Origin of the sequence: Nocardiopsis sp. LDBS0036 (assembly GCF_041228755.1) — a bacterium.
In the GTDB taxonomy this organism is placed as follows: Bacteria; Actinomycetota; Actinomycetes; order Streptosporangiales; family Streptosporangiaceae; genus Nocardiopsis; species Nocardiopsis dassonvillei.
The window spans coordinates 1,056,997-1,080,531 of record NZ_CP141103.1 but is presented as its reverse complement, the minus strand read 5'-3'; the positions used below and the strand labels follow the sequence as shown (position 1 = coordinate 1,080,531).

Below are 23,535 nucleotides of genomic sequence, written 5' to 3'. Positions count from 1 at the left end.
ACGGCCGGGAGGCGGGGGGAACGGCACCACCCGACCCGAACACCGATGGGAGGCCAGACGGTCATGCGCCGCAGCGCCACGGTCTACTTCGCCTCGTACGGGCTGTCGTTGTTGGGCAAGGGCATCGCCGGCGTGGTGATGCCGCTGCTCGTCCTGGAACGCACCGGCGACGTGCTGGCGGCGGGCGTGCTCGCGACCGCGTCCACGGCGGCCTCCGCCCTGGCGGGGCTCGTCTGCGGTCTGATCGTGGACCGGATCGACCGCCGCTGGGTCTCGGTGGTCTCCGACCTGCTCGCCGCCCTGTCGGTGGCGGCGCTGCCGGTCGTCGACGCCCTGTGGGGCCTGAACATGGCCTGGTTCCTGGCCCTGGCCGTCGTGGGGGCGGTGATCCGCGTGCCCGGGATGACGGCTCAGGAGACGCTGCTGCCCGCCCTGGCCCGACTCGGAGCCGACCGGCCGGGTGGTCGGGGTGGTCGGGGTGGCGCCGCCGGTCCGGGGAGGCTGGACCGGCTGATCGCCACCCGCGAGACCATGGGCAGCGTCCTGCTGCTGGCCGGTCCCGGCCTGGGCGGGCTGCTCGTGGGGCTGCTCGGGCTGTCCTCGGCGCTGCTGCTGGTGACCGCCGTCACGAGCCTGCTCGCCGCGGCCACGACCCTCCTGCTGGACCCGCGGACCGGTCGGATCGACCGTCGGCGCCCCGATCCGGCCGACACCGCTGAGGCCTCCGGCGCGGCCGCACCTGGCGGCTCGGTGCGCCGGGCGGTGACCGACCTGCTGGAGGGATGGCGGTTCCTGGGCCGCACCCGGCTCCTGCTCGGCACCACTGTGATCGGCGCGGTGCTCGTCGCCGTCCTGAGTTCGCTGCAGACCACCCTCATGCCCGCCTACTTCACCGGTCAGGGGCTTCCCGGGCTCACCGGGCTGACGCTGAGCGCGCTCGCGGCGGGCAGCATCGCCGGGTCCGCGCTCTACGCCGCCACCGCCGGGCGGGTCCGCCGCCGCAGCTGGTTCGTCCTCGGCATGAGCGGCACCCTGGTCGGGTTCGGCGCGGTCGGCACCATGGCCTCCCCGTGGCTGGTGCTGGGCGCCGCGGCCCTGGTGGGGATGACCTTCGCACCGGCCTCGGCGGTGCTCGGCGTCCTGACCGTCGAGGCCACCCCGGACCGCATGCGCGGCCGGGTCCTGGGGGCGCAGAACACGGTCATGCTCGCCGCGCCCGCCCTCACCAGCGCCCCGCTCGCGGCCGTGGCCGCCGCGGCCGGGCTGCCCGTCGCCGGAGCCGTCCTCGCCGTGCTGGCGGGCGTCACGGCGGTCGCCGCCCTGGTCGCCCCGGTGTTCCGCTCGCTGGACGACCCGCGGGGGCGGGAGCCGGTCGGCCCCGAAGGGCGTCCGCGGCCCCGGGAACGGACGTCCCCCGAACTCGCGCTCGCGGACACCGTCCCCCACGCGCCGGACGTCCGCGCGGTGGGGGAACGCGGGGAACGCACCGCCGACCGGTGAGCGGGCGTGGAGTCGCCGCTCTTTCCGAGGGGGGAGCGGTTTCGGACTGGGCGCTCCGAGGGAGGTTTCGATGAGGGCCGTGGCCTGTTCGGTCAGGCTCTCACGTGCGAAGATGTATTTTCTGGTCGAAAGATGGCACGGCGGGCGGGGAGTCGTGAGACGAACGGCTGCCGTGCCGGATTCCGGGGTGCTGCCATGACGGTGCAACACGCGTCCAACGAGCTGATGGTCTCCCTCGTGCGGGCCGGACACCTGGCCACCTTCGAGGAACTACCCGCACTCGTGGCCAAGAAGGCCGACAGCGCCGGGCTCTCCCAGGCGCGCATCTACCTGGCCGACCACCAGCAGCAGGTCCTGCGCGAGGTCACGGGAGAGGGCATCGACGCCCACCGGGGTGGTGAGGACCTGCTGGTGGACGACTCCCCGGCCGGTCAGGCCTACGTCACGGGTGTGACGGTGCGGATGGAGGACGAGCAGCGCTACTGGGTGCCGGTCCTGGACGGCGCCGAGCGCCTGGGCGTGCTGCACGTGAGCTACCCGGGCGACCCCGACCGCTCGGCGATGCGCGACCTGGCCTCCATGGTGGCGCTGCTGGTCATCGCCAAGCGCTCCAACAGCGACGCCTACGCCCGGCTGATCCGCACCAAGCCCATGTCGGTCTCGGCGGAGATGCAGTGGACGCTCATGCCGCCCGGCACCTTCGCCGACTCGCGGGTGACGATCTCGGCCGCCACCGAACCGGCCTACGACAACGCCGGGGACTCCTTCGACTACGCCCTGGACGGGGAGACCGCCCACCTGGCGATGTTCGACGCCATGGGCCACGACACCGCCGCCGGGCTCATCGCGAACCTGGCCGTGGGGGCCTTTCGCAACGAGCGCCGCAAGGGCACCCCGCTGGTCGACGTGTGCCGGGGGGTGGAGCACACCCTGATCCAGGAGTTCGTGCGCACCCGATTCGCCACCGCGATCCTGGCCGAGCTGAACATGGCCACCGGGGAGCTGTACTGGGTCAACTGCGGGCACCTGCCGCCGGTGCTCATCCGGGGCGAGGAGGTCCGCGACCTGGAGTGCGAGCCCTCCCACCCGCTGGGGATGGACCTGGGGCTGCCGGTGACGGTGTGCCGCGAACAGCTCGAACCCGGCGACCGGCTGCTGCTGTACACCGACGGCATCATCGAGGCGCGCGACTCCGAGGGGCGCGAGTTCGGTGTGGAGCGGTTCGTGGACTTCGTCATCCGCCACCAGGCCGACAACATGCCGGTTCCCGAGACGCTGCGGCGCCTGGTGCACGCGGTGCTGGAGTACCACCACGGCAGGTTCGGCGACGACGCCACGGTGCTCTTCTGCGAGTGGCACGGCTGACCCGCAGTTCCCGGCGCGGTCCCGTTCGCGGCGGGCGGCGGCCGGCCCTCTCCGTTCACCCGCGGTGGGTGTCGCGCGGAGCGGTGTGCGGCCTGCGGGAGTGGTACGCGGTGCGTCGCCCGAAGGGCGGGCGGTGCGGCGGGTACGCGGGACGGGCCGGTGGTGCCGCCCGTGACGGGAGTGCCGTGGATGTTCCGCGCGGCACGTAGAATCCGCCCATAACACGCGGGCAGGACAACAGAATCCGGGGTGTGGCGTGGCGGAGATGGTGCACGTGGTCGTTCCGGTACTCGCCGTGGTGGCGACAGGTCTGTTCGCCGGGTTGTTCTTCGCGTTCTCGATCGCGGTGATGCCGGGTCTGCGCAGGTCCGGAGACCGGGCGATGATCGAGGCGATGCAGGGGATCAACGTCGCCATCCTCAACCCGTTCTTCGCCGTGGTCTTCATCGGCGCCCCGGTGGCGGTGCTGGCCTGCGCCGTGCTCCACGCCAGCGTCGGCGCGACCGCCTCCGCCGTGTGGTCGGGGGCGGCGCTGCTCTGCCTGGTCGTGGCCCTGGTGTCCACCTTCGCGGTCAACGTCCCGCGCAACAACGTCCTGGACCGGCAGGGCCCGGCCGAGCGGATCGCGGACCCGGCCGCCGTGCGCGCCGACTTCGAGCCGGTGTGGGTGCGCTGGAACAACGTGCGCACCCTGGCCTCCCTGGTCGCGTTCCTGTGCGTGGTCCTCGCGCTGCGCTGACCCCGGCGTACGCCCACCGCCAGACTCTCCCCCGCTCGTGCCCAGCCGGAACCCCCGAAACCCCGACGGCGGCCGGGCGGGGCGGGAAAACCCGTTGCGCACCGGCGGCGGGTGGATGATGCTCCCCCCCATGAGCACACAGCGCGCGGACATGTTCCTGGCCCCGGACGAGGACCCCCGCGAGGGCCGCCCCCGCCCCGTCGGCGAACGCGCCGTCCTGGTCGAGTTCCTGCACCTGCAGCGCACGACCCTGGAACTGAAGTGCTCGGGTCTGGACGCCGACGCGCTGGCCCGCCGTTCGGTGCCGCCCTCCACCATGTCCCTGCTGGGGCTGGTGCGGCACATGTCGGAGGTGGAGCGGGCCTGGTTCCGGTGCCGCCTGGGCGGGCGGAGCCGCGAGCAGGCGCCCCTGCTCTACGCCAGCGCGTCCGAACCCGACGGGGACTTCGACGGTGCGGTGGCCGATCCGGCCGTGGTGGAGGAGGCCTGGGCGACATGGCGGGCCGAGTGCGCCCACGCCGACGCGTTCGTGGCCGGCGCCCCCGACCTGGAGAGCCCCGCCTGGACCGACCCCCACAACGACCGGGTGTGGGACCTGCGTCAGGTTCTGGTGCACATGGTGGAGGAGTACGCCCGCCACAACGGGCACGCCGACCTTCTGCGCGAGCGCGTCGACGGCCGCCGGGGCCAGTAGTCGGCTCCCGGCTCAGGCTCCGCGACACCCCGGCCCTCCCCCTCCCGCCCCCTTCGGGGCCGGACGCTCCGCCCGGGCGCGCCCGGCTCCCCCGGGCCGCGTCCCCCGGGGTCAGACCCCCGCGGTGGCCTGGCCCTGCATCCCCGACAGCAGCGCCCGCACGTCCCGCACGCACCCCCCGCAGCCCGTCGTGGCCCGGGTCCGTTCGGCGATGGCCTCGCGGGTGCGCGCCCCGTCCAGCCAGGCCTGTTCGATCTCGGTGCGGCTGACGGCGTTGCACCGGCACACCAGCGCATCGGCGGCCGCGCCGTCGGCCTGCTCCGCAGCGGCGGTCGGCAGCCCCTGGAGCAGCGCCAGCCGGTCGGCGGGCACCGGGGCGCCCGTGTCGTAGAGCTGGGCCAGGGTCGCGGCGGCCTCGGGGAAGCCCAGCAGCACCGCGCCCACCACCTTCTCCTCGCTCACCGACAGCTTGGCGTAGCGGCCGCCGTAGGGGTCGCTGATGGTCACCGTCTCCAGGCCGTCGGCGTCCTCCTCGTGCACCCGCCCGAACGCGGTCAGCTCGATCCCCTCCGCCTTGAGCCGGGTCAGCGGCCTGGCCCCGGAGTAGAGGGCGTGCGGCGCGGCGCCGGTCAGGCGCCGGGCCAGGACGGCGGCCTGCTCCCAGCCGGGCTGGATGAGTCCGGCTCCGCCGCCGGGGTGCTGGGCGCAGTCGCCGATGGCGTGCACGCGGGCGTCGGAGGTCGCGAGGCGGTCGTCCACGATGACGCCGTGCTCGACCTCGATACCGGCGTCCTTGGCCAGTTCGATGTTGCCGCGCACCCCGGCGGTGACCACCAGGGCGTCGCCGGGCAGCACGCGGCCGTCGTCCAGTTCCAGGCCGGTGCCCGGAACCCAGCGGGCGGCCACCCGCCAGGAGTGCACGGTCACGCCCAGGGCGGCGTAGCGTTCGGCCAGGATGCGCGCGGCGGGCTGGTCGATCTGGCGGCGCATGATCCAGGGCGAGGACTCCACCACCGACACGCGCATGCCGCGTCCGACCAGGCCGCGGGCGGCCTCCAGGCCCAGGACGCCTCCGCCCAGGACCACCACGGGGGCGCCCGGGCGGGCCAGGGCGAGCAGTCGTTGGCAGTCGTCCAGGTCGCGCAGGGCCGTCACCCCGTCGCCGGGCGCGCCGTCGGGTCCGGCGACCCCGGTGACCGGTGGGAAGGAGGCGCGCGCCCCGGTGGCCAGGACGAGTTCGTCGTAGGGCAGCGTGCTGCCGTCGTCCAGGGTGACGGTGCGCCGCTCGGTGTCCAGGGCGGTGGCGGTGGTGCCGGTGCGCACGGTGACGCCGGGGGTGTCGGGGACGGGCAGGCGGATCTGCTCGGGGGTGTAGTCCCCGGCGACCACGCCCGAGAGCAGGACCCGGTTGTAGGCGGGGTGGTGCTCGGCGCCGACCACGCTCACGCGGACCCGTTCTCCGTCGGGGTCCAGGCGTGCGGTCTCCTCGGCGAAGCGGGCGCCGACCATCCCGTTGCCCACGACCACGATCTGACGCGGGGACGCGCCCTGCACGGTGCTCAACTGCTGCCTCCTGGTGTGTGCGTGTCCTCGGGTTCCAGCCGCACCGCGCTCACCTTGAACTCGGGCATGCGGCTGGTGGGGTCCAGCGCCGGGTTCGTCAGATTGTTGGCGGACTGGGCGCCCGCGTAGTGGAAGGGCAGGAACACCGTGTCCAGGCGTGCGGTGGGCACCAGCCGCACCCGGGCGCGCGTGTGGCCGCGCCGGGAGGTGACGCGGGCCCAGTCGCCCGCGGCGAGTCCGGCGCGCGCGGCGGTGTCGGGGTGCACCTCCACGTACGCCTCCGGTTCGGCCCGGGCCAGTTCGCCGACGCGGCGGGTCTGGGCGCCGGACTGGTAGTGGCCCATCAGCCGTCCGGTGGTCGCCACGAGGGGGTAGTCGGCGTCGGTGTCCTCGGCGGGCGGGCGGTGGGCGACCGGGACGAGGCGGGCGCGCCCGTCGGGGTGGGCGAAGGCGTCCAGGAACAGCCGGGGCGTGGGCGGTTCCTGCGCGCGCACGGGCCAGTGCAGGGCCTCGCCCGAGGCCAGGCGTTCGGGGGTGACGCCGGAGTAGTCGGCGGCTCCCCCGGCCGAGGCCCGGCCCAGTTCGGCCAGGACGGCGTCGGGGTCGGTGGGGAAGCGGTCGGCGGGCTGGCCCAGGCGCACCGCCAGCGCGGAGAGCACCTCCAGGTCGGTGCGCACCCCCTCGGGCGGGGCGGCGGCCCGGGTCCGGCGCAGGACGCGCCCCTCCAGGTTGGTCATGGTGCCGCCCTCCTCGGCCCACTGGGCCACGGGCAGCACGACGTCGGCCGTGGCGGCGGTCTCGGAGAGCACGAAGTCGGCGGCCACCAGCAGGTCCAGGGAGGCCAGGCGGGCGCGTACGCGCGCGGTGTCGGGGGCCGAGACCACGGGGTTGGATCCGAACAGCAGCATGGCGCGCGGTCCGCCGCCGCTGCCCAGGGCGTCGAGGAGTTCGAAGGCCGAGCGGCCCGGGCCGGGCAGGGCGTCGGGGTCCACGCCCCACACCCCGGCCACGTGGGCGCGGGCGGCGGGGTCGTCGATCCTGCGGTAGCCGGGGAGCTGGTCGGCCTTCTGGCCGTGTTCGCGCCCGCCCTGGCCGTTGCCCTGGCCGGTGATGCACCCGTACCCCGAGCCCCGGCGGCCGGGCAGGCCCAGCGCCAGGGCCAGGTTGATCCAGGCCGAGACGGTGTCGGTGCCCTTGGCGTGCTGTTCGGCGCCGCGTCCGGTCAGGACGTAGGCGGAGCGGTTGCGGGCGGCCCGGCCCAGCAGGTCGGCGGCGGCGCGGATGCGGGCGGCCGGGACCCCGGTGACCTGTTCGGTGCGTTCGGGCCACCAGGCGGCGGCGTGCTCCCATGCGGCCTCGAACCCGGTGGTGCGCTCGGTGAGGAACTCCTCGTCGCACCAGCCCTGGACGCGGGCGGCGTGCAGCAGCCCCAGGGCCAGGGCCAGGTCGGTGCCGGGGCGGGGGGCCAGGTGCATGCCGCCGTCGGAGAGCGCGACCTGGGCGGTGGCCGAGCGGCGGGGGTCGATGACGATGAGGGCGGGCGCGGACAGGTGGCCCATCATCGGCGGCATGGTCTCGGCCGGGTTGGCCCCGGCCAGCAGGACCACCTCGGCCTCGCCGACGTCGGTCAGCGGGAAGGGCATCCCCCGGTCCAGGCCGAAGGCCCGCGTGCCCCCGGCCGCGGCCGAGGACATGCAGAACCGGCCGTTGTAGTCGATCTGGGAGGTGCCCAGGGCCAGGCGGGCGAACTTGCCCAGGGTGTAGGACTTCTCGTTGGTCAGGCCGCCGCTGCCGAAGACCGCGACGGTGTCGGGGCCGGACTCGGCGCGCAGGGCCAGCAGGCGTTCGGCGACGTGGTCCAGGGCGGTGTCCCAGTCGGTCTCGACCAGGTCGGCGCCGCGGTCCTTGCGTACCAGGGGGCGGGTGAGGCGGTCGGGGACGGTGAGGACCTCGGCGGAGGTCCAGCCCTTGCGGCACAGTCCCCCGCGGTTGGTGGGGAAGGGTGCGGGGCGGGCGGCCAGGCGCCCGTCGGGGCCGGGCTCCAGGTGCATGGCGCACTGGAGCGCGCAGTAGGGGCAGTGCGTGGTGGTCATCGGTCGGCGCTCTCCACGCTGGCGGCGCCGACCGGGGCGGCGGCGGGGCGGCGCAGGTAGACCGCCCAGGTGACGGCGGCGCACACCAGGTAGAAGGCGCCGAAGACGACGAAGGCCGGGGCGGTGGAGCCGGTGGCGGCGAAGGACTCGCGGAAGGCGATGTTGACTCCCACCCCGCCCAGGGCGCCGACCGCGCCGATGAGGCCGAGCACGGAGGAGGCCACGCGCTTGGTGCGGGCCAGGGCCTGTTCCCGGGGTTCCCCGGCGGCGATGGCGTCCTCGGCGCGTGCGGCGTACAGGGAGGGGATCATCTTGTAGGTGGAGCCGTTGCCCAGGCCGGTGAGGACGAACATCACCGCGAACGCGCCGATGAACAGGGCCAGGTGGGCGGCCTGGACGGAGAGCACCAGGACGGCGGCGCAGGCGGCCATGGCCAGGAAGACCCACAGGGTGACGCGGGCCCCGCCCAGGGAGTCGGCCATCCTGCCGCCCACGGGGCGGATCAGGGAGCCGATGACCGGGCCGAGCACGGCGATCGCGGCGGACTGCACGGGCGCCAGCCCGAACTGGGACTGCAGCAGCAGGCCGAAGGCGAACCCGGTGCCGATGAAGGAGCCGAAGGTGCCCACGTACAGCAGCGACATGATCCAGAAGTGGCGGTCGCGGACGGCCGACAGCTGCGCGGAGACGTCGTTGCGCACGTGGACCAGGTTGTTCATGGCCCGGTACGCCCACCAGGCGGCCAGCAGGATCAGCGGTGCGTAGAACAGCGGGACCAGGTGTCCGGCGGAGGTGGTGAACAGGGCGATGACGGCCAGGCCCACGAGTTGGACGGTGGCCACGCCGATGTTGCCGCCGCCCGCGTTCAGGCCCAGCGCCCACCCCTTCTCCCGTTCGGGGAAGTAGGAGTTGATGTTGGCCATGGAGGAGGAGAAGTTGCCGCCGCCCACGCCCGCGGTGGCGGCCAGGACCAGCAGCAGCCAGAAGGGGGTGTCGGGGTCGCGGACCAGGAAGAAGGCGGCGACGGTGGGCACGGCCAGGGTCAGGGTGGAGATGACCGTCCAGTTGCGTCCGCCGAGGGCGGGCACAGCCAGGGTGTAGGGCACGCGCAGGATCGCGCCGACCAGGGTGACCACCGACAGGAGCAGGAACTTCTGCTCGGGGGTGGTGGAGAAGCCGTGCTCGGGGATCATGAAGAGCACGAGTACCGACCAGATGCTCCACACCGAGAAGCCGATGTGCTCGGAGGCGATGGAGGCCCACAGGTTGCGGCGGGCCACGCGTCGTCCGCCGCTGTTCCAGAACCCTTCGTCCTCGGGGTCCCAGGCGGAGATCCAGCTCTTACCGGTGCGCGGTGCGCGCGGGCCAGTCTGTGAGGCCACGGCCGTGCCTTCCTGCTCGACGGCTGCTGACGAAACCGAAGGTAGGGAGCCCGCGTTGCCTGGAGGTGTCCAGCCGTAACACGCGGGAAACAGTCGGCTCACCCGAAGCGCGCGGCCGCGGTGAGAAGCCCTGTTCTGCCTGGTGGGAGGGGGTAGGGGCGTTCACGGCGCGGCGGGCCTCCTTGCGGGCGTTGTGGTGCGGATCACCGCCGGCGGCGGGGCCGCCCGCAGGCGTTCCCGTCCCGGGGCTCCCGGGTGCGGCGGACCGCCGTGAGCGGGCGCCGCCCTCGGAAGGTACCGGACATTCGCGCCGCCGAGGGAACGGAAAGCGTGGGTTGTGGCCGGAATCCGACCGCTTTCCTTCCTAGCGTGGGGGCACTGGTGTCGAGCACGAGGAGTCCGTCATGCGTATCGCCGTGACCACGCCCACCGGCAACGTCGGCCGCCACGTGGTGGCCGGCCTGGTCCGCGCGGGTGTGCGCCCGCGGGTGCTGCTGCGCGACCCGGCCCGGTTGGACCCGGCATTGGCCGACTGGGTCGACCCGGTGGCCGTGGACCAGCGCGATGCGGACGCGGTCCTGGACGCGACCGCGGGCGTGGACGCGCTGTACTGGGTGAGCCCGCCGGTCCCGGCCGAGGACCCGGTCGCCGAGCACGCCCGGATGGGCGCGCACGCCGCCCGCGCCGTCACCGCCAACGGGATCTCCCGCGTCGTCTTCCAGAGCAGCGTCGGCGCGGAGAAGCGCGGCGGGGCCGGGGAGATCGACGGGCTGGCCCGCACCGAGCAGCTGCTGGAGGGCACCGGCGCGACCGTGGCGCACCTGCGGTGCGGCTTCTTCTTCACCAACCTGCTGATGGAGCTGGACGCCATCCGCTCCGGCACCGTCTCGGTGGTGCTGCCCGTGGACCGTCCGATGCCCTGGGTGGCGCCGCGCGACATCGCCGACACGGCCGTGGGCCTGCTGCTCAACCCCGATCTGGCGGGCCGGACCGTGCGGGCCGTGCACGGACCCGCCGACCTGAGCTGGGAGCGGGCCGCGGCCGTGGTCACCGAGGTGACGGGCCGCCGCGTGCGCGCCCAACGCGTTCCCGACGAGCGCATGCGCGAGGTGCTCGCGGGCGCGGGCCTGGGGCCGGGCTCCGTCGAGGCGGTCATGGGCATGTCCACCGGGCTGCGTGAGGACTTCACCCCCGAGCAGCCCCGTACCGCGGCGACCACGACGCCGACCACCCTGGCCGCCTGGTGCCAGGACGAGCTGCGGCCCCTGCTGTGACCGTCCCGGGGCCGCGCCCTCCCCTCCCGGTCACGGCGGAGGTTCGCGCACGACATCGGCGATGACCGCGGTGACGACCCTGTGGACGGCCTCTGGGCCGGGTGGTGTCCCCCCGCGGTCGGCGAAGAGCAGGTGTCCGGCTCCGATCAGCGTGGGTGCGAGTGTGTCGATGTCGGCCTCGTCCGCGAGGCGGCCCCGTTCGCGCTCGCGGGCGAGGTAGGCGGCGATTCCAGCGGCGGCCTCGGTCAGGAGCGGAACACCGGTCGGCGTGGTCCGGCGCAGCCGGGCGCGCAGGCCGTCCCGGGAGGTCACCAGGCCGACGATCGTCACGGCGACCGGCCCGAACAGGTCCGTTAGCGCGCCAGCGAGGTTGTCGGCGACGGTGCCGGTCCCCGCGCGGTCGCGCAGGGAGGCGGAGCAGGTCTCGACCCGGGCGATACGGTCGGCCACGAGTTCGGCGAGGAAGGCGTCGAAGTCGGCGAAGTGCCGGTGCAGGACGCCCTTGGCGCAGTCGGCCTCGTCAGTGACCGCCCGGCTGGTCAGCGCGCTCGGCCCGTCCCTGAGCAGGACGCGTTCCGCGGCATCGAACAGCCGCTCGCGCGCGTCGCGCATGGCCGTCCCTGTGGGCATAACCGTGTGTCCTCCGTCCGACTCGCCCGAGCCCGCCCGGTTGACGAGTGGGCACATGCCCACTATTAATGGGCACATGCCCACTCTACCACCGGAAGGGCCCCGGCCCTCCACGCACGAGCCCCACCGGCACCGACGGATGGCGGAGTCCTTCGGTGCGGACGCCGAACGCTACGACCGCGCCCGGCCCCGCTATCCCGACGCCCTGGTGGAGCGCGTCACCGACGCCGCACCCGGGCCCGACGTCGTCGACGTCGGCTGCGGTACCGGCATCGCCTCCCGGCAGTTCCAGGCGGCGGGCTGCCGCGTGCTGGGCGTGGACCCCGACGAGCGGATGGCCGAGCTGGCGCGTCGGCTCGGGGTCGGGGTGGAGGTGGCCGCTTGGGAGGACTGGGACCCGGACGGCCGGGAGTTCGACGCGGTCGTCGCCGCCCAGGCCTGGCACTGGACGGATCCGGTCGCGGGAGCGGCCAAGGCTGCCCGGGTGCTGCGCCCCGGCGGTGTGCTGGCGGCGTTCTGGAACGTGTTCGAGCTCCCGCCCGAGGTGGCGCAGGCCTTCGCCGACGTCTACCAGCGGGTGGTGCCCGACTCGCCGTTCGACCCGCGGGGGATGACGGCGCGGGGCCGGAGCGACTACACCGGACTGCTCTCCGGGGTGGCCGACGGTATCCGGGAGGCGGGCGGGTTCGGTGAGCCCGAGTGGTGGCGGTGGGACTGGGAGTGGTCCTACACCCGGGACGCGTGGCTGGACCAGATGCCCACCTTCGGCATCCTCACCTGGGTTCCGCCGGACCTCCAGGAGCGGGTGCTGGAAGGTGTCGGCGCCGCCGTCGACGGCATGGGAGGCGCGTTCACCATGCGGTACACGACGGTGGCGGTGGCCGCGTCCAGGACGGTGACCACGCCCTGACGGCGCGGCGCCCGCTCCCGCGGGCTGAACCCATGTCCCGGAAGCGGCTCGCAACGATCGGGCGCGGTTCCGCACTCTCACGCCGGGACTCCCTATTCTTCCCTCCTTGACGCGTGCGGACACCGCCCCGGGCGCCGTGCCCGGGGCGGTGCGGTGCTCAGGAGTCGGCGGCCGGGGCGCGCATGGCGTCGGCGATCCAGGAGTAGGGCAGCGTGTCCTCCTCGGGCGGGGTCCCGTTGACCGCCGCCACCAGGGACAGGTACCGGCCGTGGGTGTCGTCGTAGACGGGGTCCTCGGAGGCGGCGTCCTCCTCGGCGATCTGGCGCTCGATATCGGGGATCTGCCGGAACGCCTCGGCCATCCGGTCGCGGACCTCGCGGGTGAGCGAGGTGTCGGACACCCCCGCGGCCTCCTCCATGAAGCGCGTGATGGCCTCCTGGGCCCGGGGGGAGCGGGGGGACTCGCCGTCGCGGTGCGCGGCCAGGACCTCCTTCATGAGCTCGGTCCCGCTCCCGTACATGAAGTCCTGGAACCGCGGGCTGGCGATGCTCCTGCCCACGTCCGTGGAGTAGGTGTCGCGCAGGTAGGTGCGGACCGCCTCGCGGAACTCCGGGTCCCGCACCAGGTCGGCCAGTTCGATCCACGCCTCCAGTTGGGCGGCCGTGGGGTCCGCGGGCAGGACCGGGCGCATCTCGCGCAGCCGGTCGACGAAGCCCTCGGGGACGTCGAGGCCCTCGCCGACGTCGTTCCAGAAGTCGTCGATGACCTGCTCGCGCTCCTCGTCGGTCATCGAGACGAGCTTGTGCATCAGGTCGGCCCGCGCGGTCGTGGCGCCCTGCTTGATCAGGGTCCGCAGCACCGCTCTCCTGGCCCGCATGGTGCGCTCCTGGCGCTCGACCACCTCCAGGTGGGTGGTGAGCAGGTCGTGCAGGGTCGTGCCGCCCGCGAGCAGCCGGCGGATCTCCTCCAGGTCGGTGTCCAACTCGCGCAGGGTGCGGACGAGTTCCAGGCGGGCGATGGTGTCGATGTCGTAGAGGCGGTGGCCCGCGTCGGTCAGGTGCGTGGGATCGACGACTCCGGCGTCGGCGTAGAAGCGGACGGCGCTGACGCTCAGGCCGCTGCGGCGCGCGGCGTCTCCGATGGGGTACAGCTCGTGGTCGTGCATGGGAGCCACTGTGGTACCTCAAGCGGCTTGAGATGCAAGCCGGTGGACGCGCGGGTTCGTGCCGGGCGCGGAACCGGCACGGTCGCGCTCCCCCGCCGCATGACATCTGTCATGCCCGACCCGTGCGGACCGCACAGGGAACACATGATCCGTGACACTCCGTCACAGGCCCGCTCCGGCCTAGGTTCGAAACACGGAACGATAGTCCACGAGACGGCAGGGAGCCCCGGATGTTCGAGGAGCGGCGTCGGCGTCGGGCCGTGCGACGGGTCAGGCCCGGGAACGGTCGTCCGCTGAAGCCCTTCCGGTGGTGGCAGCTGGCGTCCCGTGCCCTGTTCTACCTCGCGCTGGGCGACGCCGACGGTCGGCGGACGGTCTACGCCGTCCACGTCGACCACACGCAGCGGTTCTTCTCGGAGGACGGCAAGGGCAGGGCCCACCTGTACCTCGACGGCAGGCACCACGCCGAGTCGGGGCTCCCCACCGCCTTCCCCGTGCGGGGCGGGGTGATCGAGGTGGCGGCGACGGCCTTCGGTCTCAGGCGCTGCCACTACGTCACCGACGAGGGGACCGAGCACCAGCTCGTCCCGGACCGCCGCTCCGGCGAGGGGCGCCGCGCGCGGTTGGACCGCGGGCACCCCGTGCTGAGCCGCTGGATCGGTGTCCTCTCGCTGCTCCTACTCGTCGTCCCCGCGCTGTTGCTCGTCCCCCAGCTCGCCGAGGCGGTCTTCCGGGTGCCTCCCGTGGCCGAGCGTTTCGGGACGTTCACCTCGCCCGTCCACCTGCCCGTGTGGCTCAACACCGCGCTCACGCTCGGCGCCGCGGCGGCCAGCACGGAGCGCGCCCTGCGCCTGCGCTACAACTGGCTGCTGGACACCGCGGCCCAGGGGTGAGGGAAGCCCGGTGGGCCAGCGGGGCCGGGTGGGGGTTGCACCGTTGTGGTCCGCGGTGTCCCCGGCCGGGGCCGAAGGCCGGGTGCACGGCCTCCGGCGACGGCTACTCGCCCTTGTCGGTGGTCTTCTTGCCGGTGGCCACGCCGAAGGCGACGCCCATGCACAGGCCCAGCGCCACACCGAGTGCGAGGTTGTCCATGAGCAGGCCGAAGGAGGTGCCGAAGCAGACGCCGAGCGCCAGTCCCAGTGCGATGTTGTTGTTCTTGCCCTTGTTCATCTGTCCCCTTTGTGGCCGTGTGTCGGTTCTTGGACGCGGGGGCGCCGTCCACGGTTCCCGGCGAGGGGGCTCCGGCTCACTGCGGCGGCTCCAGGGGCGCGGCGACGTGCTTGCGGGCGCTGTCGTAGATGATCTGGCTGCGGAAGCTGGCCACCTCGCGGCGCTGGGTGAGCCGGTCGATGAGGAAGCTGTGCAGCGCGTCCAGGGAGGGCACGGACACGTGCACCAGGAAGTCCTGCTCCCCCGCCACGACGTAGACCGCCAGCACCTCGGGCAGGGCGAACATCGCGCCCTTGAAGCCCTCGATGACCTGGCGGCTGGGCGGGCGCAGCTGCACCGACACGAAGGCCTCCACCTCCCGGTTGAGCGCGGCCGGGTCGATGTCGGCGTGGTAGCCCCGGATGACCCCGCGCCGGTGCAGCAGGCGCACGCGTTCCAGGCAGGTGGAGGGTGCCACGCCGAGCTTGTGCGCGAGGGCGCGGTTGGTCTGCCGCGCGTCCTGCTGGAGTTCGCGCACGATCGCCGAATCAAGTTCGTCCATGGCCCCCACGGTAGCCTCTCGGTCGAATAGTATTCGGTCCCGCAACCATGAGCGCGACCGTATGGCTAGGTTCTGCACCGTTCACAAGCCATATGAACGGGGTAACCATGGGGATGTCCACCAAGATCGTCGTCGTCCTGCGCGAGGGCCTGGAGCCCGCGCTCGCCGCCAACGCGGGGGTGGTGCTCGGCCTGGCGCTGGGCGGACGGATGGAGAACTCGCTGGCCGCCGACGGCAAGGACGCGGGCGGCGGCCTGCACGCCGGGCTCAACCCGCACCCGGTGCCGACCCTGGTGGCCTCGGCGGAGCAGTTGCGCGCGCTCAAGGCCGGGGCCGACGAGCGCGACCTGACGGTGGTGGGCTTCAACGAGGTGGCCCGCCGCTCCCGCGACTACGTGGAGTACCTGGACGCCCTCGCGGTCACCGAGCCGCAGGACGTGGAGTACGTGGGGGTGGCCGTCTTCGGGGCGCGCAACGCCGTCAACAAGCTCACCGGGAAGCTGGCGCTGATGCGCTGAGTCCGGTGGCCCTCGCGTGAGGGGGCGAGGAGGCGCGGGCAGGGGACCCGCGCCTCCTCATCCCGGGAGGAGGAGGCGTCGGGCGGGACCACCGGCGGGCGGGTGTGCCTGCCGCGGCCACGCGGCCGGGGAAGCGGCGGGGCCGGACGGGCGTGGGCCCGGGGTCCGCTCACGCGCCCCCGGTGAGCTCCTCCAGTTCCCGGTAGGAGGACACCGTGCGCAGCTGCTGTTCGGTGAGTCGGTTGATCCGGGCTTTGGCCGCCCGCCCCTGCGCCCCGGTCGGCAGGAAGCCCCGGTGGATCTCGGGCAGGGCCAACTCCCAGCCGCACACCGCCCTGGCCGGGTAGCGGTACCACTGGCGCACGACCACCGAGCCGACCCGGATCGCGTGCTCGTTGCCCGGGGGAACGTTCGGACGGTCGGGCTCCCGGGCCAGGTAGCGGTGCCCGTCGGCCAGGTCGCAGGGCCCGCAGCCCGGTTCGCCCGACCCTAGGGCCCGCCCGCACTCGGGGCAGACCAGGCGGTCCATGGCCGCGTCCACCACCCGCCAGGCGAACTGACCGGGGTCGGAGAGCACGAGCTCGGCCAGGTCGCGTTCTGCGTCGCCGCCCGGCTCGGCGTCCCACTCGGCGCACGCCTCGGCCCAGGCGCGGTCGGTCTCCGCGCGGATGAGGCGCATCGTCTCGGCCAGTTCCGGGGTGCGCCAGCCGTCGCGGGTGGACATACCCCGCACGCTAACCCGCTCGGACCGTCGAGTGCCACGGGTTTTGCCTGTTCTGCCCCGCCCGGCGCCCGCGCCTCCGCCCGCCGGACCGGACGGCACCGCTAAAGGGAACCGCGCTCGGGGCCGAAGGTCCACACGCGTCCCGTGGCGCTGCCGTTCCCTGTGCTCCGGAAACCGCCCGCCTCCGCTGTCCGTGCCGGTTCGACCAGTACGGGCAGCGGAGGCGGTGAGGTCGCATCACGCGACGGCGGTTCCCTCCAGTTCGACCATCAGGGTGGGGATCGCCAGCCGTGTCACCCCGAGCATCGTGGTGGTCGGCGCGACCCCGGCCGCGCCCAACCGCGACGCCAGCACGCCGTAGTGCTGGAAGAGCAGGTCGACGTCGGTGGTGTAGACGTTGAGCCGGACCAGGTTCACGAGGGACATCCCAGCCTCGCCGAGGACGGCCTCCAGGTTCTCCAGGCTCAGCGCCAACTGCGCCGCCATGTCGTCGGCGTGCTGGGGCTCGCCTTCGCCGCTCATCGCGGTCTGCCCGGAGCAGTACAGGGTCCGGGCGTTCCCGGACACGATCTCGCCCTGGTTGTACCCCATCCCCACCGACCACGTCCACGGGTTGACCACCGTTCGCTCCATCGCCACATCAGCTCCGTTCGGTTCATCGACAGGCACGTACGTCCATCGGCTCGGCGGCCGCGTTCTTCGACGTCGTGCTGACAAGCCTCCTGGAAAATCACGACATCCTGTGTCATGTATTCCGGTAGGTTCTTCGTGTGCGAGCTGACCGGCTGGTCTCACTGGTTCTGCTGCTGCGCCAGCGCGGTCGGCTGTCAGCGGCCACGCTGGCCCGCGAGCTGGAGGTGTCCACACGCACCGTGCTGCGCGACATCGAGGCGCTGTCCGCGGCCGGTGTGCCGGTCTACGCCGAACGCGGTCGGCACGGCGGTTTCGCGTTGCTGCCCGGTTTCCAGACGGAGCTCACCGGCTTGAACCACGACGAGGCGCTCGCCCTGCTGGTCGCCGGATCGCGGCGGGGCGCGCAGGCGTTCGGCCTCGGGGCGGCGCTGGCCTCGGCCATGCGCAAGGTGGTCGACGCGCTGCCCGAAGGCGATCGGGCCACCGCGGCCGGTGCGGCCCAGCGGTTGCTCATCGACCCGGAGACCGATCTGCTCTCGCGTCGACCGGCTGTCGAGGAGGTGCCCGACACCGTGGTGGCCGTGATCCGGCGGGCGGTGTTCGACGGGCACAGGCTGCGCATCCGCTACGCGGCTGTGGACCAGGACCCGAAGTGGCGCACTGTGGACCCGGTCGGTCTGGTCACCGTGCGCGACCGGGGCTACCTGCTGGCCACCAGGTCCGGCCAGGACCGCACCTACAAGCTGTCCCGGGTCCTGGAAGCCGAGGAGCTCCCCGAACCCGCGCAGCGGCCGGAGCGGATCGACCTGGACCGGGTCTGGCAGGAGCGCAGCACGCGGTTCCGGACCGGCGGTGACCAGGTCACCGTGTTGGTGCGGGCGGCCCCGGAGCGGCGGGAGGACCTGGTGGGTACGGCGCTGGCCGTCCGCGCCGAAGAAGTCGACGCGGACGGCTGGCTGCGGCTGGAGTTGACCTTCCAGGACGCGAGGCACGCCGAATGGGCGCTGTGGCAGCTCGCCACGGACGCGGAGGCCCTGGACCCGCAGTGGCTGCGCGCCTGCCTGCGCGACCGAGCCGTCGCGATCGCCGCCCGTTACGGAATGCCGCTCTGATCGGCCGACCCGCCGTGGAGGACCCGGCGGAACGCCGCCGGGCCCACACGTCACGTCAACCGACCGGATCAGCCGCCGCCGTGTGCGGCCGACTGGCCGACCAGATCGGACGCGGACGCCCGCGGGGCCAGCGTGAGCCGGTCCCACGAGGCGACGTCGCGCTGGAGCTGCCGGTCGTGGGTGGCGAGCACCACCGCCGCCCCGGTGGCGCCGAGGCCCTCGGTGAGCTCGTCGACCAGGGCGATCGAGAGATGGTTCGTCGGCTCGTCCAGCAGCAGCACGTGCGGCCGGGACGCCAGCGCCAGGGCCAGGTCGAGCCTGCGCTGCTGCCCCATGGACAACTCACGCAACGGCTTGTTGACGTCCGCCGACGAGAGCAGCCCCAGAGAACTCAACGACACCGTCTCGCTCTCCCTGAGCACGCCCTCGCTGACGAGCCGTCCCAGGTGGGCGGCGAACACCTGGCGGGCACGGCGTGCCCCCGCCCGCGGCGACTCCTGGGCCAGCAGTCGCACCCGTGCGGTGCGCGCGGTGCGCACACCGCCGCCGGTCGGCTCGATCCGCCCGGCGAGCACCGACAGCAGCGTCGACTTGCCCGCCCCGTTGGCCCCGGTGACCACCAGTCGCGAACCGGAGTCGAGGGCCAGGGTGACCGGCTGGTCCAGCCGCCCCGCGACGGTGACCTCGTCGGCCCTGACCAGCGTCACGCCGGGCAGCGCCGCCAGTTCCGGCATCCGGAACCGCAGCGGTGGCGGCGGCATGGTGACCGCGTGCGCCTCCAGGTCGTCGCGCCGACGGTGGACGGAGCGCACGAGTCCGGGCGCGCGGGTCGCCCGCTGGTGCTTGCCGGTGCCCTTGTCCGGCCGCCAGCCGCTGACCAGCCGGTTCTGCGCCTCGGACAGGTCCTGGGTGAGGCGGGCGTGCTCGGCCCGCTGCTGCTCGTACTCGGCGGCCCAGCGTTCGCGCTCGGCGCGCCGTCCCTCCTGGTACCCGGCGAACCCGCCGCCGTACACGCGGGGCCTGCCGTCGCGGCTCGGGTCGAGGTCGAGCATCGTCGTGGCCACGTCCGAGAGCAGGGCGCGGTCGTGGCTGACGAGCACCACGCCGTTGCCGTGCCCGCGCAGTTGGGCGGTCAGGAAGTCGAGCCCGGCGGCGTCGAGGTGGTTCGTGGGCTCGTCCAGCAGAAGGAAGTCGTGCGAGGCGCCCAGCAGGCAGGCCAGCCGGACGCGGTAGCGCTGGCCCACCGACAGCTCCGCCAGCGGCCGGGACCGGTCGGTGACGGCGCCCAGGTTCTCCAGGGCGAGGTCGACGCGCCGGTCGGCGTCCCAGGCGTCCAGCACCTCGGCGGCGTTCAGGGCCGCGGTGTACTCCTCGGCGGCCCGGGGATCGCCCTCGGCCAGTCCCTCGGCGCTGGCGTCGAGCGCGGCCAGGGCCGCGCGGGCGTCGGCGAGTTCGATGTCGACCAGGTCCCCGACGGTGCGGCCGCCGGTCGCCGGCATCTCCTGTTCGGCGACGCCGAGGGTGCCGATGCGCTGTACGGTCCCGGAGTCGGGTTCGAGCGCACCGGCGAGGATGTGCAGCAGCGTGGACTTGCCGCGGCCGTTCTCGCCCACGACTCCCCAGCGGGATCGCGGTGTGACGGTCATGTCGACACCGGAGAGGACCGTGCGGCCGCCGCGGTCGATGTGGACGCCGTTCGCGGTCAGTTGCGCCCGTTCACCGGCGGGCAGCACGAGTTTGGGGTTGAGGGTGGTCACTGTTCCTCCGAACAGAGCTCCGCCCGGCGCGGTGGCGGCGGGGTGTGCGGGAGCTCTTCGAGCTGACGGGAAGGACCCGGGAAGCGGGTCGGTGTACACGTCGGGCACCCGCGGCCACGCGGAGGCGGGGCGGGCGCTCAGGCTCGGATCAGAGGTACAGAGGTAGATGCACGAGTTCACGGTAGCAACCGGTCCGCGCGAACGGAAAAGGGTTTACCGGGAGCCGCCCGCCCCGTGCCCCCGACGTGGCGCTGGCCGAGGGCTTCAGCGCCGGGCAGTCGGTGCGCCCCCTCAGTCCCGGCCGGTGGCGTACAAATACAGCAGCGCGTTCATGGATGTGCCGCTCACCAGCTGGCGTCGCCTGATCAGCTCGGGGACCCGGTCCAACGCCACCCACTCCACGCGCTCGGCCTCCCAGGCGTCCTGGGGTTCGCCGACCCTCTCCGCCGTGTCGGCGACGAAGACGCGGTGCTCGCTGTCGGTCAGCCCGCTGGAGGGCTGGACGTACACCAGCGGGCGCAGCGGTCCCGGCCGCCACCCGGTCTCCTCCAGCACCTCGCGCGCGGCCGCCCGCTCGGGGCTCTCCCCCGGGTGCACGCCGCCCATGGGGATCTCGTAACCCCAGGTGTCGGTGATGAACCGGTGCCGCCACAGCAGCAGCGCCCGGCCCCGTCCGTCGAGCACCACGGCACCGGCCCCGGGTGGTCGGCGGATGAGCCGGTGGTCGAACCGGTGCCCGTCGGGCAGTTCGACGTCCGCGGCCCGCACGTCGATCCACGGGTCGGTGTACAGGGGCTTCTCCGAGTGGACGGTCCAGCGCACGGGCGGCCCTTTCCGTTGGCGGGGAGCGGGACCACCAGACTGGCATGCCCCCGCGTGCGCGCGAAGCCGTCGGCGCCGAGCCGCGAACCGACCTCATCGACCTGCGCGGCCCGCGTGCGCGCGTGCGGGAGTCGGTCCGCGCGGTCCGGCCGGGTTCCGGCGCGCTTTTTACCGCCCGTCACCCGGCCGCCCCGCCCGCCGCGAGCGTCGCGGCGCGGCTACGCGGGCCTCCTGCTTTCGGCGGCCGGTGTGGTCCGGGTGTGCTCGGGCCCCACTGTTGGCACGGTCACGTTCGCGCTGGTCCGGCCCGCCGCAGGACGCCGGAGAGGCCCGGAAGCGGCCCCATGCCGCCTGACCAGGGGGTTGCTCGGGCTTGGTGTTGTCTTTCCCACCAGACCCAAGTGGTTTCAAACACTTTTCAAAGCCCTGACCAGCGCATACGTTGCACGAGTGAACTTTATGCGATCGATACCCAAGTTGACGTTTACCGCGACCTCCAGCCTGCTCATCACCGGCGGGCTGCTTCTGGCCGGACCGGGCGCCGCAGCCGCGGACACGGCTTCCGCCAAGGAGATCGCCGACACCCTCAACGACAAGCTGAACGATGACATGGCCGGTCACATGACCGAGGAGCACGTCGAGAACGCCCGGGCGATGGTCGACGCGGCCAAGGACCGCGACCTGGGCGAGGACGCCGCCGCCATGGCGGTGGCCACCTCCATCGTCGAGACCCACCTGGACAACCTCGACTGGGGCGACCGCGACAGCGTCGGCCTGTTCCAGCAGCGCGACCACTACGGCTCGCAGAAGGACCGTCTCGACCCCACCTGGGCCACCAACGCCTTCTTCGACGAGCTCGAGCGTGTCTACCCCGAGGGCAGCTGGGACGACACCCCCCTGGGCGAGGTCGCCCAGGACGTGCAGCGCTCGGCCTACCCCGACCGGTACCAGCACCAGGTCGACGACGCCGAGATCATCGTGGACCAGCTCTGGTAGCGGACCGTTCCTAGACAGACAGTGGAGCGTGCGAACCCCGCTCTCGCATGCTCATCCGGCGGAGGCCGGTGACCGGGCGCCCGGTCACCGGCCTCCGCCGTTTCACGCCTCCTGACGTGCGGCGTTGGCGGCGAAGGCCTCGCGCAGGTACACGCTCAGCCCCTCGGCGTGGGCGTCGACGGTGGCGGTGAAGCGCTCGTCGTCCACGTACAGCCGTCCCAGTCCCCGGTGGACGCAGGTGGTGCAGTCGTAGAACCAGCGGGTGATGTGGGCGCGGTGCCGCTCGGCCAGGTCCATCACGGCGGGGCTGTCGGGTGCCTGCCCGTCGTTCATGGCCGCGGCCAGGGCCAGGTAGATCTCCTCGCCCTCGGCGTTGAGCCGCTCCCAGTCGGCCTTGGTGTAGGAGCCGACCCTGCGCTGGGACTGGGCGTAGGCCTCGGTGCCGCCCCAGCGTCGGCGGGCCTCCTCGGAGTGTGCGTCCACGTCGAAGTCGCCGAAGAGTTCGAGGCGTTCGGCGGCGGTCAGGTCGAGTTGCATGGTGTCGGCCTCCATCAGGCGTTCGATGCCGCGCGCCATCGTGCGCAGGCGTTCGATGCGTTCGGTCACCAGCCGGTGCTGATGGGCCAGGTGGGCGCGGGTGTCGGCGGCGGGGTCGTCGAGCAGGGCGGCGATCCGGTCCAGGCCGAAGCCCAGTTCCCGGTAGGTCAGGATCTGCCGGAGCCGTTCCAGGTCCTGGTCGCTGTAGCTGCGGTAACCCGCCCGGGTGCGTTCGGCGGGAACGAGCAGTCCGATCCGGTCGTAGTGGTGCAGGGTCCGGACGGTCTGCCCGCTCATCCGGGCGGCCTCGCCGACGGTGTGTCCCATCTGTCCTGGTGCTTCCTCGCTGGTGGTGACGTGTGCCCGAAGCTAGGGCCTGACGCCGCGTCAGGGTCAACCACTTTCCCCGGACGGGCCGTCCCGCGTCCACCACCGGGCCTTACTCGCCGGTAACATCTGGGGGCATGAGCCCTGACCGCACCACCGAGGACTTCCGGTTCGACCGGGACACCCGCGTCGAGAAACTGACTGACGGCGAGTTCGCCGCCACCCTCACCGACGCCTGGACCACCTTCACCTCCCACCCCAACGGGGGCTACGTCCTGGGCGCCGCCCTCAACGCGCTGCGCCAGAACCTGAGCCAGCCCGACCCCCTGGCCGTCTCGGCGTTCTTCCTGCGCCCCGCCGCCCCCGGCGCGGCCACCGCGCGCACCGAGGTGGTACGCGAGGGGCGCCGCACCGCCACCGGCCAGGTCCGCCTGGAGCAGGGCGGCAAGGAGATCCTGCGCGCCACCGCCACCTACGGCGACCTGTCCCCCGACCCCTCGGCCCGCGTGCTGACCCTGGACGAGCCCCCGCGCCTGCCCGTCCCCGAGGACTGCCCCGTTCCGCCCGAGTTCGACAACCCCGAGGGCCTGGGCATCGCGCGCAGCGTCGACTACCGCTACCCCGGGCGTCCGGGCTGGTTGGACGGCAGGAGGGACGGCCGCCCGCACGCCGAGTTCTGGATGCGCTTCGCCGACGGGCGCGAACCCGACACCCACGCGCTGGCCTCGATGGTGGACTTCGCTCCGCCCGCGGTCCTGGAGATCGGCGAGTTCGCGACGATCACCGTCGAGCTGAGCGTGCACGTGCGCGCCAGGCCCGCCCCGGGGTGGCTGGCCTGCCGGGTCTTCACCAAGCACGTCTCCGGCGGCCTGCACGAGGAGGACATGGAGATCTGGGACAGCACGGGCACCCTGGTCGCCCAGTGCCGCCAGCTGGCCATGCTCCTCTGATCGGAGCTCCCCTTGGTGCGCGGAGGCTCTCGGCGCGGCGCGGGCCGACCCGCGCCGCGCCGAGAACGCTTCCCCTGACCGGACCGGGCCAGCCGATGGCTGCTCTCGTCACCGCCCGAGGAGCCGACCCGCC

The 23,535-nt window shown here is 73.4% G+C and carries 23 protein-coding genes; 11 read left to right on the top strand and 12 right to left on the bottom strand.

Annotated features, from left to right (window positions below):
* The first annotated feature begins 45 nt into the window (after positions 1-45).
* The 4 genes from UIS43_RS04530 (at position 46) to UIS43_RS04515 (ending at position 4,298) form a co-directional block, all read left to right on the top strand.
* Positions 46-1,500, top strand: a complete 1,455-nt coding sequence (locus tag UIS43_RS04530) for an MFS transporter (protein ID WP_071622126.1) — start codon at positions 46-48, stop codon at positions 1,498-1,500.
* A gap of 195 nt (positions 1,501-1,695) precedes the next feature.
* Positions 1,696-2,865, top strand: a complete 1,170-nt coding sequence (locus UIS43_RS04525) for a PP2C family protein-serine/threonine phosphatase (RefSeq protein WP_013153200.1) — start codon at positions 1,696-1,698, stop codon at positions 2,863-2,865.
* 256 nt (positions 2,866-3,121) lie between these two features.
* Positions 3,122-3,604 (top strand): DUF1772 domain-containing protein, encoded by a 483-nt coding sequence (locus tag UIS43_RS04520; RefSeq protein ID WP_041552689.1) that lies wholly within the window; start codon positions 3,122-3,124, stop codon positions 3,602-3,604.
* A gap of 130 nt (positions 3,605-3,734) precedes the next feature.
* Complete coding sequence (locus tag UIS43_RS04515; RefSeq protein WP_370012551.1) at positions 3,735-4,298, top strand: DinB family protein; 564 nt, start codon at positions 3,735-3,737, stop codon at positions 4,296-4,298.
* Between the two features lie 111 nt (positions 4,299-4,409).
* Here UIS43_RS04515 and UIS43_RS04510 read toward each other — a convergent pair whose 3' ends face one another.
* From UIS43_RS04510 to UIS43_RS04500, 3 genes are read right to left on the bottom strand one after another with little or no spacing between them, the layout of a single operon-like run.
* Positions 4,410-5,861 (bottom strand): FAD-dependent oxidoreductase, encoded by a 1,452-nt coding sequence (locus tag UIS43_RS04510; protein WP_013153197.1) that lies wholly within the window; start codon positions 5,859-5,861, stop codon positions 4,410-4,412.
* The gene (locus UIS43_RS04505) at positions 5,858-7,954 is read right to left on the bottom strand and encodes a molybdopterin oxidoreductase family protein (protein WP_013153196.1); all 2,097 of its coding nucleotides are present in this window, start codon (positions 7,952-7,954) and stop codon (positions 5,858-5,860) included. The genes UIS43_RS04510 and UIS43_RS04505 overlap by 4 nt, the downstream gene beginning before the upstream one ends.
* Positions 7,951-9,336, bottom strand: a complete 1,386-nt coding sequence (locus UIS43_RS04500; protein ID WP_071622125.1) for an MFS transporter — start codon at positions 9,334-9,336, stop codon at positions 7,951-7,953. Before UIS43_RS04500 ends, UIS43_RS04505 begins: the two co-directional genes overlap by 4 nt.
* A gap of 404 nt (positions 9,337-9,740) precedes the next feature.
* Between UIS43_RS04500 and UIS43_RS04495 the strand changes: the two genes are divergently transcribed.
* On the top strand, positions 9,741-10,610 hold the full coding sequence (locus tag UIS43_RS04495) for an NAD(P)H-binding protein (RefSeq protein WP_117198276.1): 870 nt from the start codon (positions 9,741-9,743) through the stop codon (positions 10,608-10,610).
* Between the two features lie 30 nt (positions 10,611-10,640).
* On the opposite strand, the gene UIS43_RS04490 is transcribed toward UIS43_RS04495, so the two are convergent.
* Complete coding sequence (locus UIS43_RS04490; protein WP_013153193.1) at positions 10,641-11,240, bottom strand: TetR/AcrR family transcriptional regulator; 600 nt, start codon at positions 11,238-11,240, stop codon at positions 10,641-10,643.
* Between the two features lie 76 nt (positions 11,241-11,316).
* Between UIS43_RS04490 and UIS43_RS04485 the strand changes: the two genes are divergently transcribed.
* Complete coding sequence (locus UIS43_RS04485) at positions 11,317-12,150, top strand: class I SAM-dependent methyltransferase (protein ID WP_071622123.1); 834 nt, start codon at positions 11,317-11,319, stop codon at positions 12,148-12,150.
* 157 nt (positions 12,151-12,307) lie between these two features.
* Here UIS43_RS04485 and UIS43_RS04480 read toward each other — a convergent pair whose 3' ends face one another.
* Positions 12,308-13,315: a MerR family transcriptional regulator gene (locus tag UIS43_RS04480; RefSeq protein WP_041552683.1), complete on the bottom strand. Its 1,008-nt coding sequence runs from the start codon at positions 13,313-13,315 to the stop codon at positions 12,308-12,310.
* Positions 13,316-13,545: 230 nt separating this feature from the next.
* On the opposite strand from UIS43_RS04480, the gene UIS43_RS04475 reads away from it, so the two are divergent.
* Entirely contained in the window at positions 13,546-14,208 is a 663-nt protein-coding gene (locus UIS43_RS04475; protein WP_370012550.1) for a hypothetical protein, read from the top strand.
* Positions 14,209-14,311: 103 nt separating this feature from the next.
* Here UIS43_RS04475 and UIS43_RS04470 read toward each other — a convergent pair whose 3' ends face one another.
* On the bottom strand, positions 14,312-14,485 hold the full coding sequence (locus UIS43_RS04470) for a hypothetical protein (RefSeq protein WP_013153189.1): 174 nt from the start codon (positions 14,483-14,485) through the stop codon (positions 14,312-14,314).
* A 76-nt stretch (positions 14,486-14,561) separates the two neighbouring features.
* Positions 14,562-15,026 (bottom strand): Lrp/AsnC family transcriptional regulator, encoded by a 465-nt coding sequence (locus UIS43_RS04465; RefSeq protein WP_036552214.1) that lies wholly within the window; start codon positions 15,024-15,026, stop codon positions 14,562-14,564.
* Positions 15,027-15,133: 107 nt separating this feature from the next.
* Here UIS43_RS04465 and UIS43_RS04460 point away from each other — a divergent pair, with 107 nt between their 5' ends.
* On the top strand, positions 15,134-15,544 hold the full coding sequence (locus tag UIS43_RS04460; RefSeq protein WP_013153187.1) for a DUF2000 domain-containing protein: 411 nt from the start codon (positions 15,134-15,136) through the stop codon (positions 15,542-15,544).
* A 169-nt stretch (positions 15,545-15,713) separates the two neighbouring features.
* On the opposite strand, the gene UIS43_RS04455 is transcribed toward UIS43_RS04460, so the two are convergent.
* Together UIS43_RS04455 and UIS43_RS04450 are read right to left on the bottom strand one after the other, a co-directional pair.
* Positions 15,714-16,268: a hypothetical protein gene (locus tag UIS43_RS04455; protein WP_013153186.1), complete on the bottom strand. Its 555-nt coding sequence runs from the start codon at positions 16,266-16,268 to the stop codon at positions 15,714-15,716.
* Between the two features lie 237 nt (positions 16,269-16,505).
* Positions 16,506-16,901: a RidA family protein gene (locus UIS43_RS04450; protein ID WP_013153185.1), complete on the bottom strand. Its 396-nt coding sequence runs from the start codon at positions 16,899-16,901 to the stop codon at positions 16,506-16,508.
* A gap of 137 nt (positions 16,902-17,038) precedes the next feature.
* Here UIS43_RS04450 and UIS43_RS04445 point away from each other — a divergent pair, with 137 nt between their 5' ends.
* The gene (locus UIS43_RS04445; protein ID WP_071622121.1) at positions 17,039-18,013 is read left to right on the top strand and encodes a YafY family protein; all 975 of its coding nucleotides are present in this window, start codon (positions 17,039-17,041) and stop codon (positions 18,011-18,013) included.
* A 68-nt stretch (positions 18,014-18,081) separates the two neighbouring features.
* On the opposite strand, the gene UIS43_RS04440 is transcribed toward UIS43_RS04445, so the two are convergent.
* Positions 18,082-19,770: an ABC-F family ATP-binding cassette domain-containing protein gene (locus tag UIS43_RS04440; RefSeq protein ID WP_358169129.1), complete on the bottom strand. Its 1,689-nt coding sequence runs from the start codon at positions 19,768-19,770 to the stop codon at positions 18,082-18,084.
* A 291-nt stretch (positions 19,771-20,061) separates the two neighbouring features.
* Entirely contained in the window at positions 20,062-20,592 is a 531-nt protein-coding gene (locus UIS43_RS04435; RefSeq protein WP_013153182.1) for an NUDIX hydrolase, read from the bottom strand.
* 459 nt (positions 20,593-21,051) lie between these two features.
* Here UIS43_RS04435 and UIS43_RS04430 point away from each other — a divergent pair, with 459 nt between their 5' ends.
* A complete protein-coding gene (locus UIS43_RS04430; RefSeq protein ID WP_013153181.1) occupies positions 21,052-21,588 on the top strand; it encodes a hypothetical protein in 537 nt (178 codons plus the stop codon).
* 102 nt (positions 21,589-21,690) lie between these two features.
* Here UIS43_RS04430 and UIS43_RS04425 read toward each other — a convergent pair whose 3' ends face one another.
* Positions 21,691-22,452 carry a MerR family transcriptional regulator gene (locus tag UIS43_RS04425; RefSeq protein WP_370012547.1) on the bottom strand — a complete coding sequence of 254 codons (762 nt, stop codon included), beginning with the start codon at positions 22,450-22,452 and terminating at the stop codon, positions 21,691-21,693.
* Between the two features lie 137 nt (positions 22,453-22,589).
* Here UIS43_RS04425 and UIS43_RS04420 point away from each other — a divergent pair, with 137 nt between their 5' ends.
* A complete protein-coding gene (locus UIS43_RS04420; RefSeq protein ID WP_370012545.1) occupies positions 22,590-23,402 on the top strand; it encodes a thioesterase family protein in 813 nt (270 codons plus the stop codon).
* Positions 23,403-23,535: the final 133 nt, after the last annotated feature.

Excerpts from the sequence above, each read along its gene's own strand:
- UIS43_RS04470 (WP_013153189.1), bottom strand. The coding sequence starts at position 14,485 with ATGAACAAGGGCAAGAACAACAACATCGCACTGGGACTGGCGCTCGGC.
- UIS43_RS04455 (WP_013153186.1), bottom strand. The coding sequence starts at position 16,268 with ATGTCCACCCGCGACGGCTGGCGCACCCCGGAACTGGCCGAGACGATG.
- UIS43_RS04495 (WP_117198276.1), top strand. The coding sequence starts at position 9,741 with ATGCGTATCGCCGTGACCACGCCCACCGGCAACGTCGGCCGCCACGTG.
- UIS43_RS04450 (WP_013153185.1), bottom strand. The coding sequence starts at position 16,901 with ATGGAGCGAACGGTGGTCAACCCGTGGACGTGGTCGGTGGGGATGGGG.
- UIS43_RS04425 (WP_370012547.1), bottom strand. The coding sequence starts at position 22,452 with ATGGGACACACCGTCGGCGAGGCCGCCCGGATGAGCGGGCAGACCGTC.
- UIS43_RS04475 (WP_370012550.1), top strand. The coding sequence starts at position 13,546 with ATGTTCGAGGAGCGGCGTCGGCGTCGGGCCGTGCGACGGGTCAGGCCC.
- UIS43_RS04505 (WP_013153196.1), bottom strand. The coding sequence starts at position 7,954 with ATGACCACCACGCACTGCCCCTACTGCGCGCTCCAGTGCGCCATGCAC.
- UIS43_RS04480 (WP_041552683.1), bottom strand. The coding sequence starts at position 13,315 with ATGCACGACCACGAGCTGTACCCCATCGGAGACGCCGCGCGCCGCAGC.
- UIS43_RS04485 (WP_071622123.1), top strand. The coding sequence starts at position 11,317 with ATGCCCACTCTACCACCGGAAGGGCCCCGGCCCTCCACGCACGAGCCC.
- UIS43_RS04490 (WP_013153193.1), bottom strand. The coding sequence starts at position 11,240 with ATGCCCACAGGGACGGCCATGCGCGACGCGCGCGAGCGGCTGTTCGAT.
- UIS43_RS04430 (WP_013153181.1), top strand. The coding sequence starts at position 21,052 with ATGCGATCGATACCCAAGTTGACGTTTACCGCGACCTCCAGCCTGCTC.
- UIS43_RS04515 (WP_370012551.1), top strand. The coding sequence starts at position 3,735 with ATGAGCACACAGCGCGCGGACATGTTCCTGGCCCCGGACGAGGACCCC.
- UIS43_RS04460 (WP_013153187.1), top strand. The coding sequence starts at position 15,134 with ATGGGGATGTCCACCAAGATCGTCGTCGTCCTGCGCGAGGGCCTGGAG.
- UIS43_RS04465 (WP_036552214.1), bottom strand. The coding sequence starts at position 15,026 with ATGGACGAACTTGATTCGGCGATCGTGCGCGAACTCCAGCAGGACGCG.
- UIS43_RS04420 (WP_370012545.1), top strand. The coding sequence starts at position 22,590 with ATGAGCCCTGACCGCACCACCGAGGACTTCCGGTTCGACCGGGACACC.
- UIS43_RS04525 (WP_013153200.1), top strand. The coding sequence starts at position 1,696 with ATGACGGTGCAACACGCGTCCAACGAGCTGATGGTCTCCCTCGTGCGG.
- UIS43_RS04530 (WP_071622126.1), top strand. The coding sequence starts at position 46 with ATGGGAGGCCAGACGGTCATGCGCCGCAGCGCCACGGTCTACTTCGCC.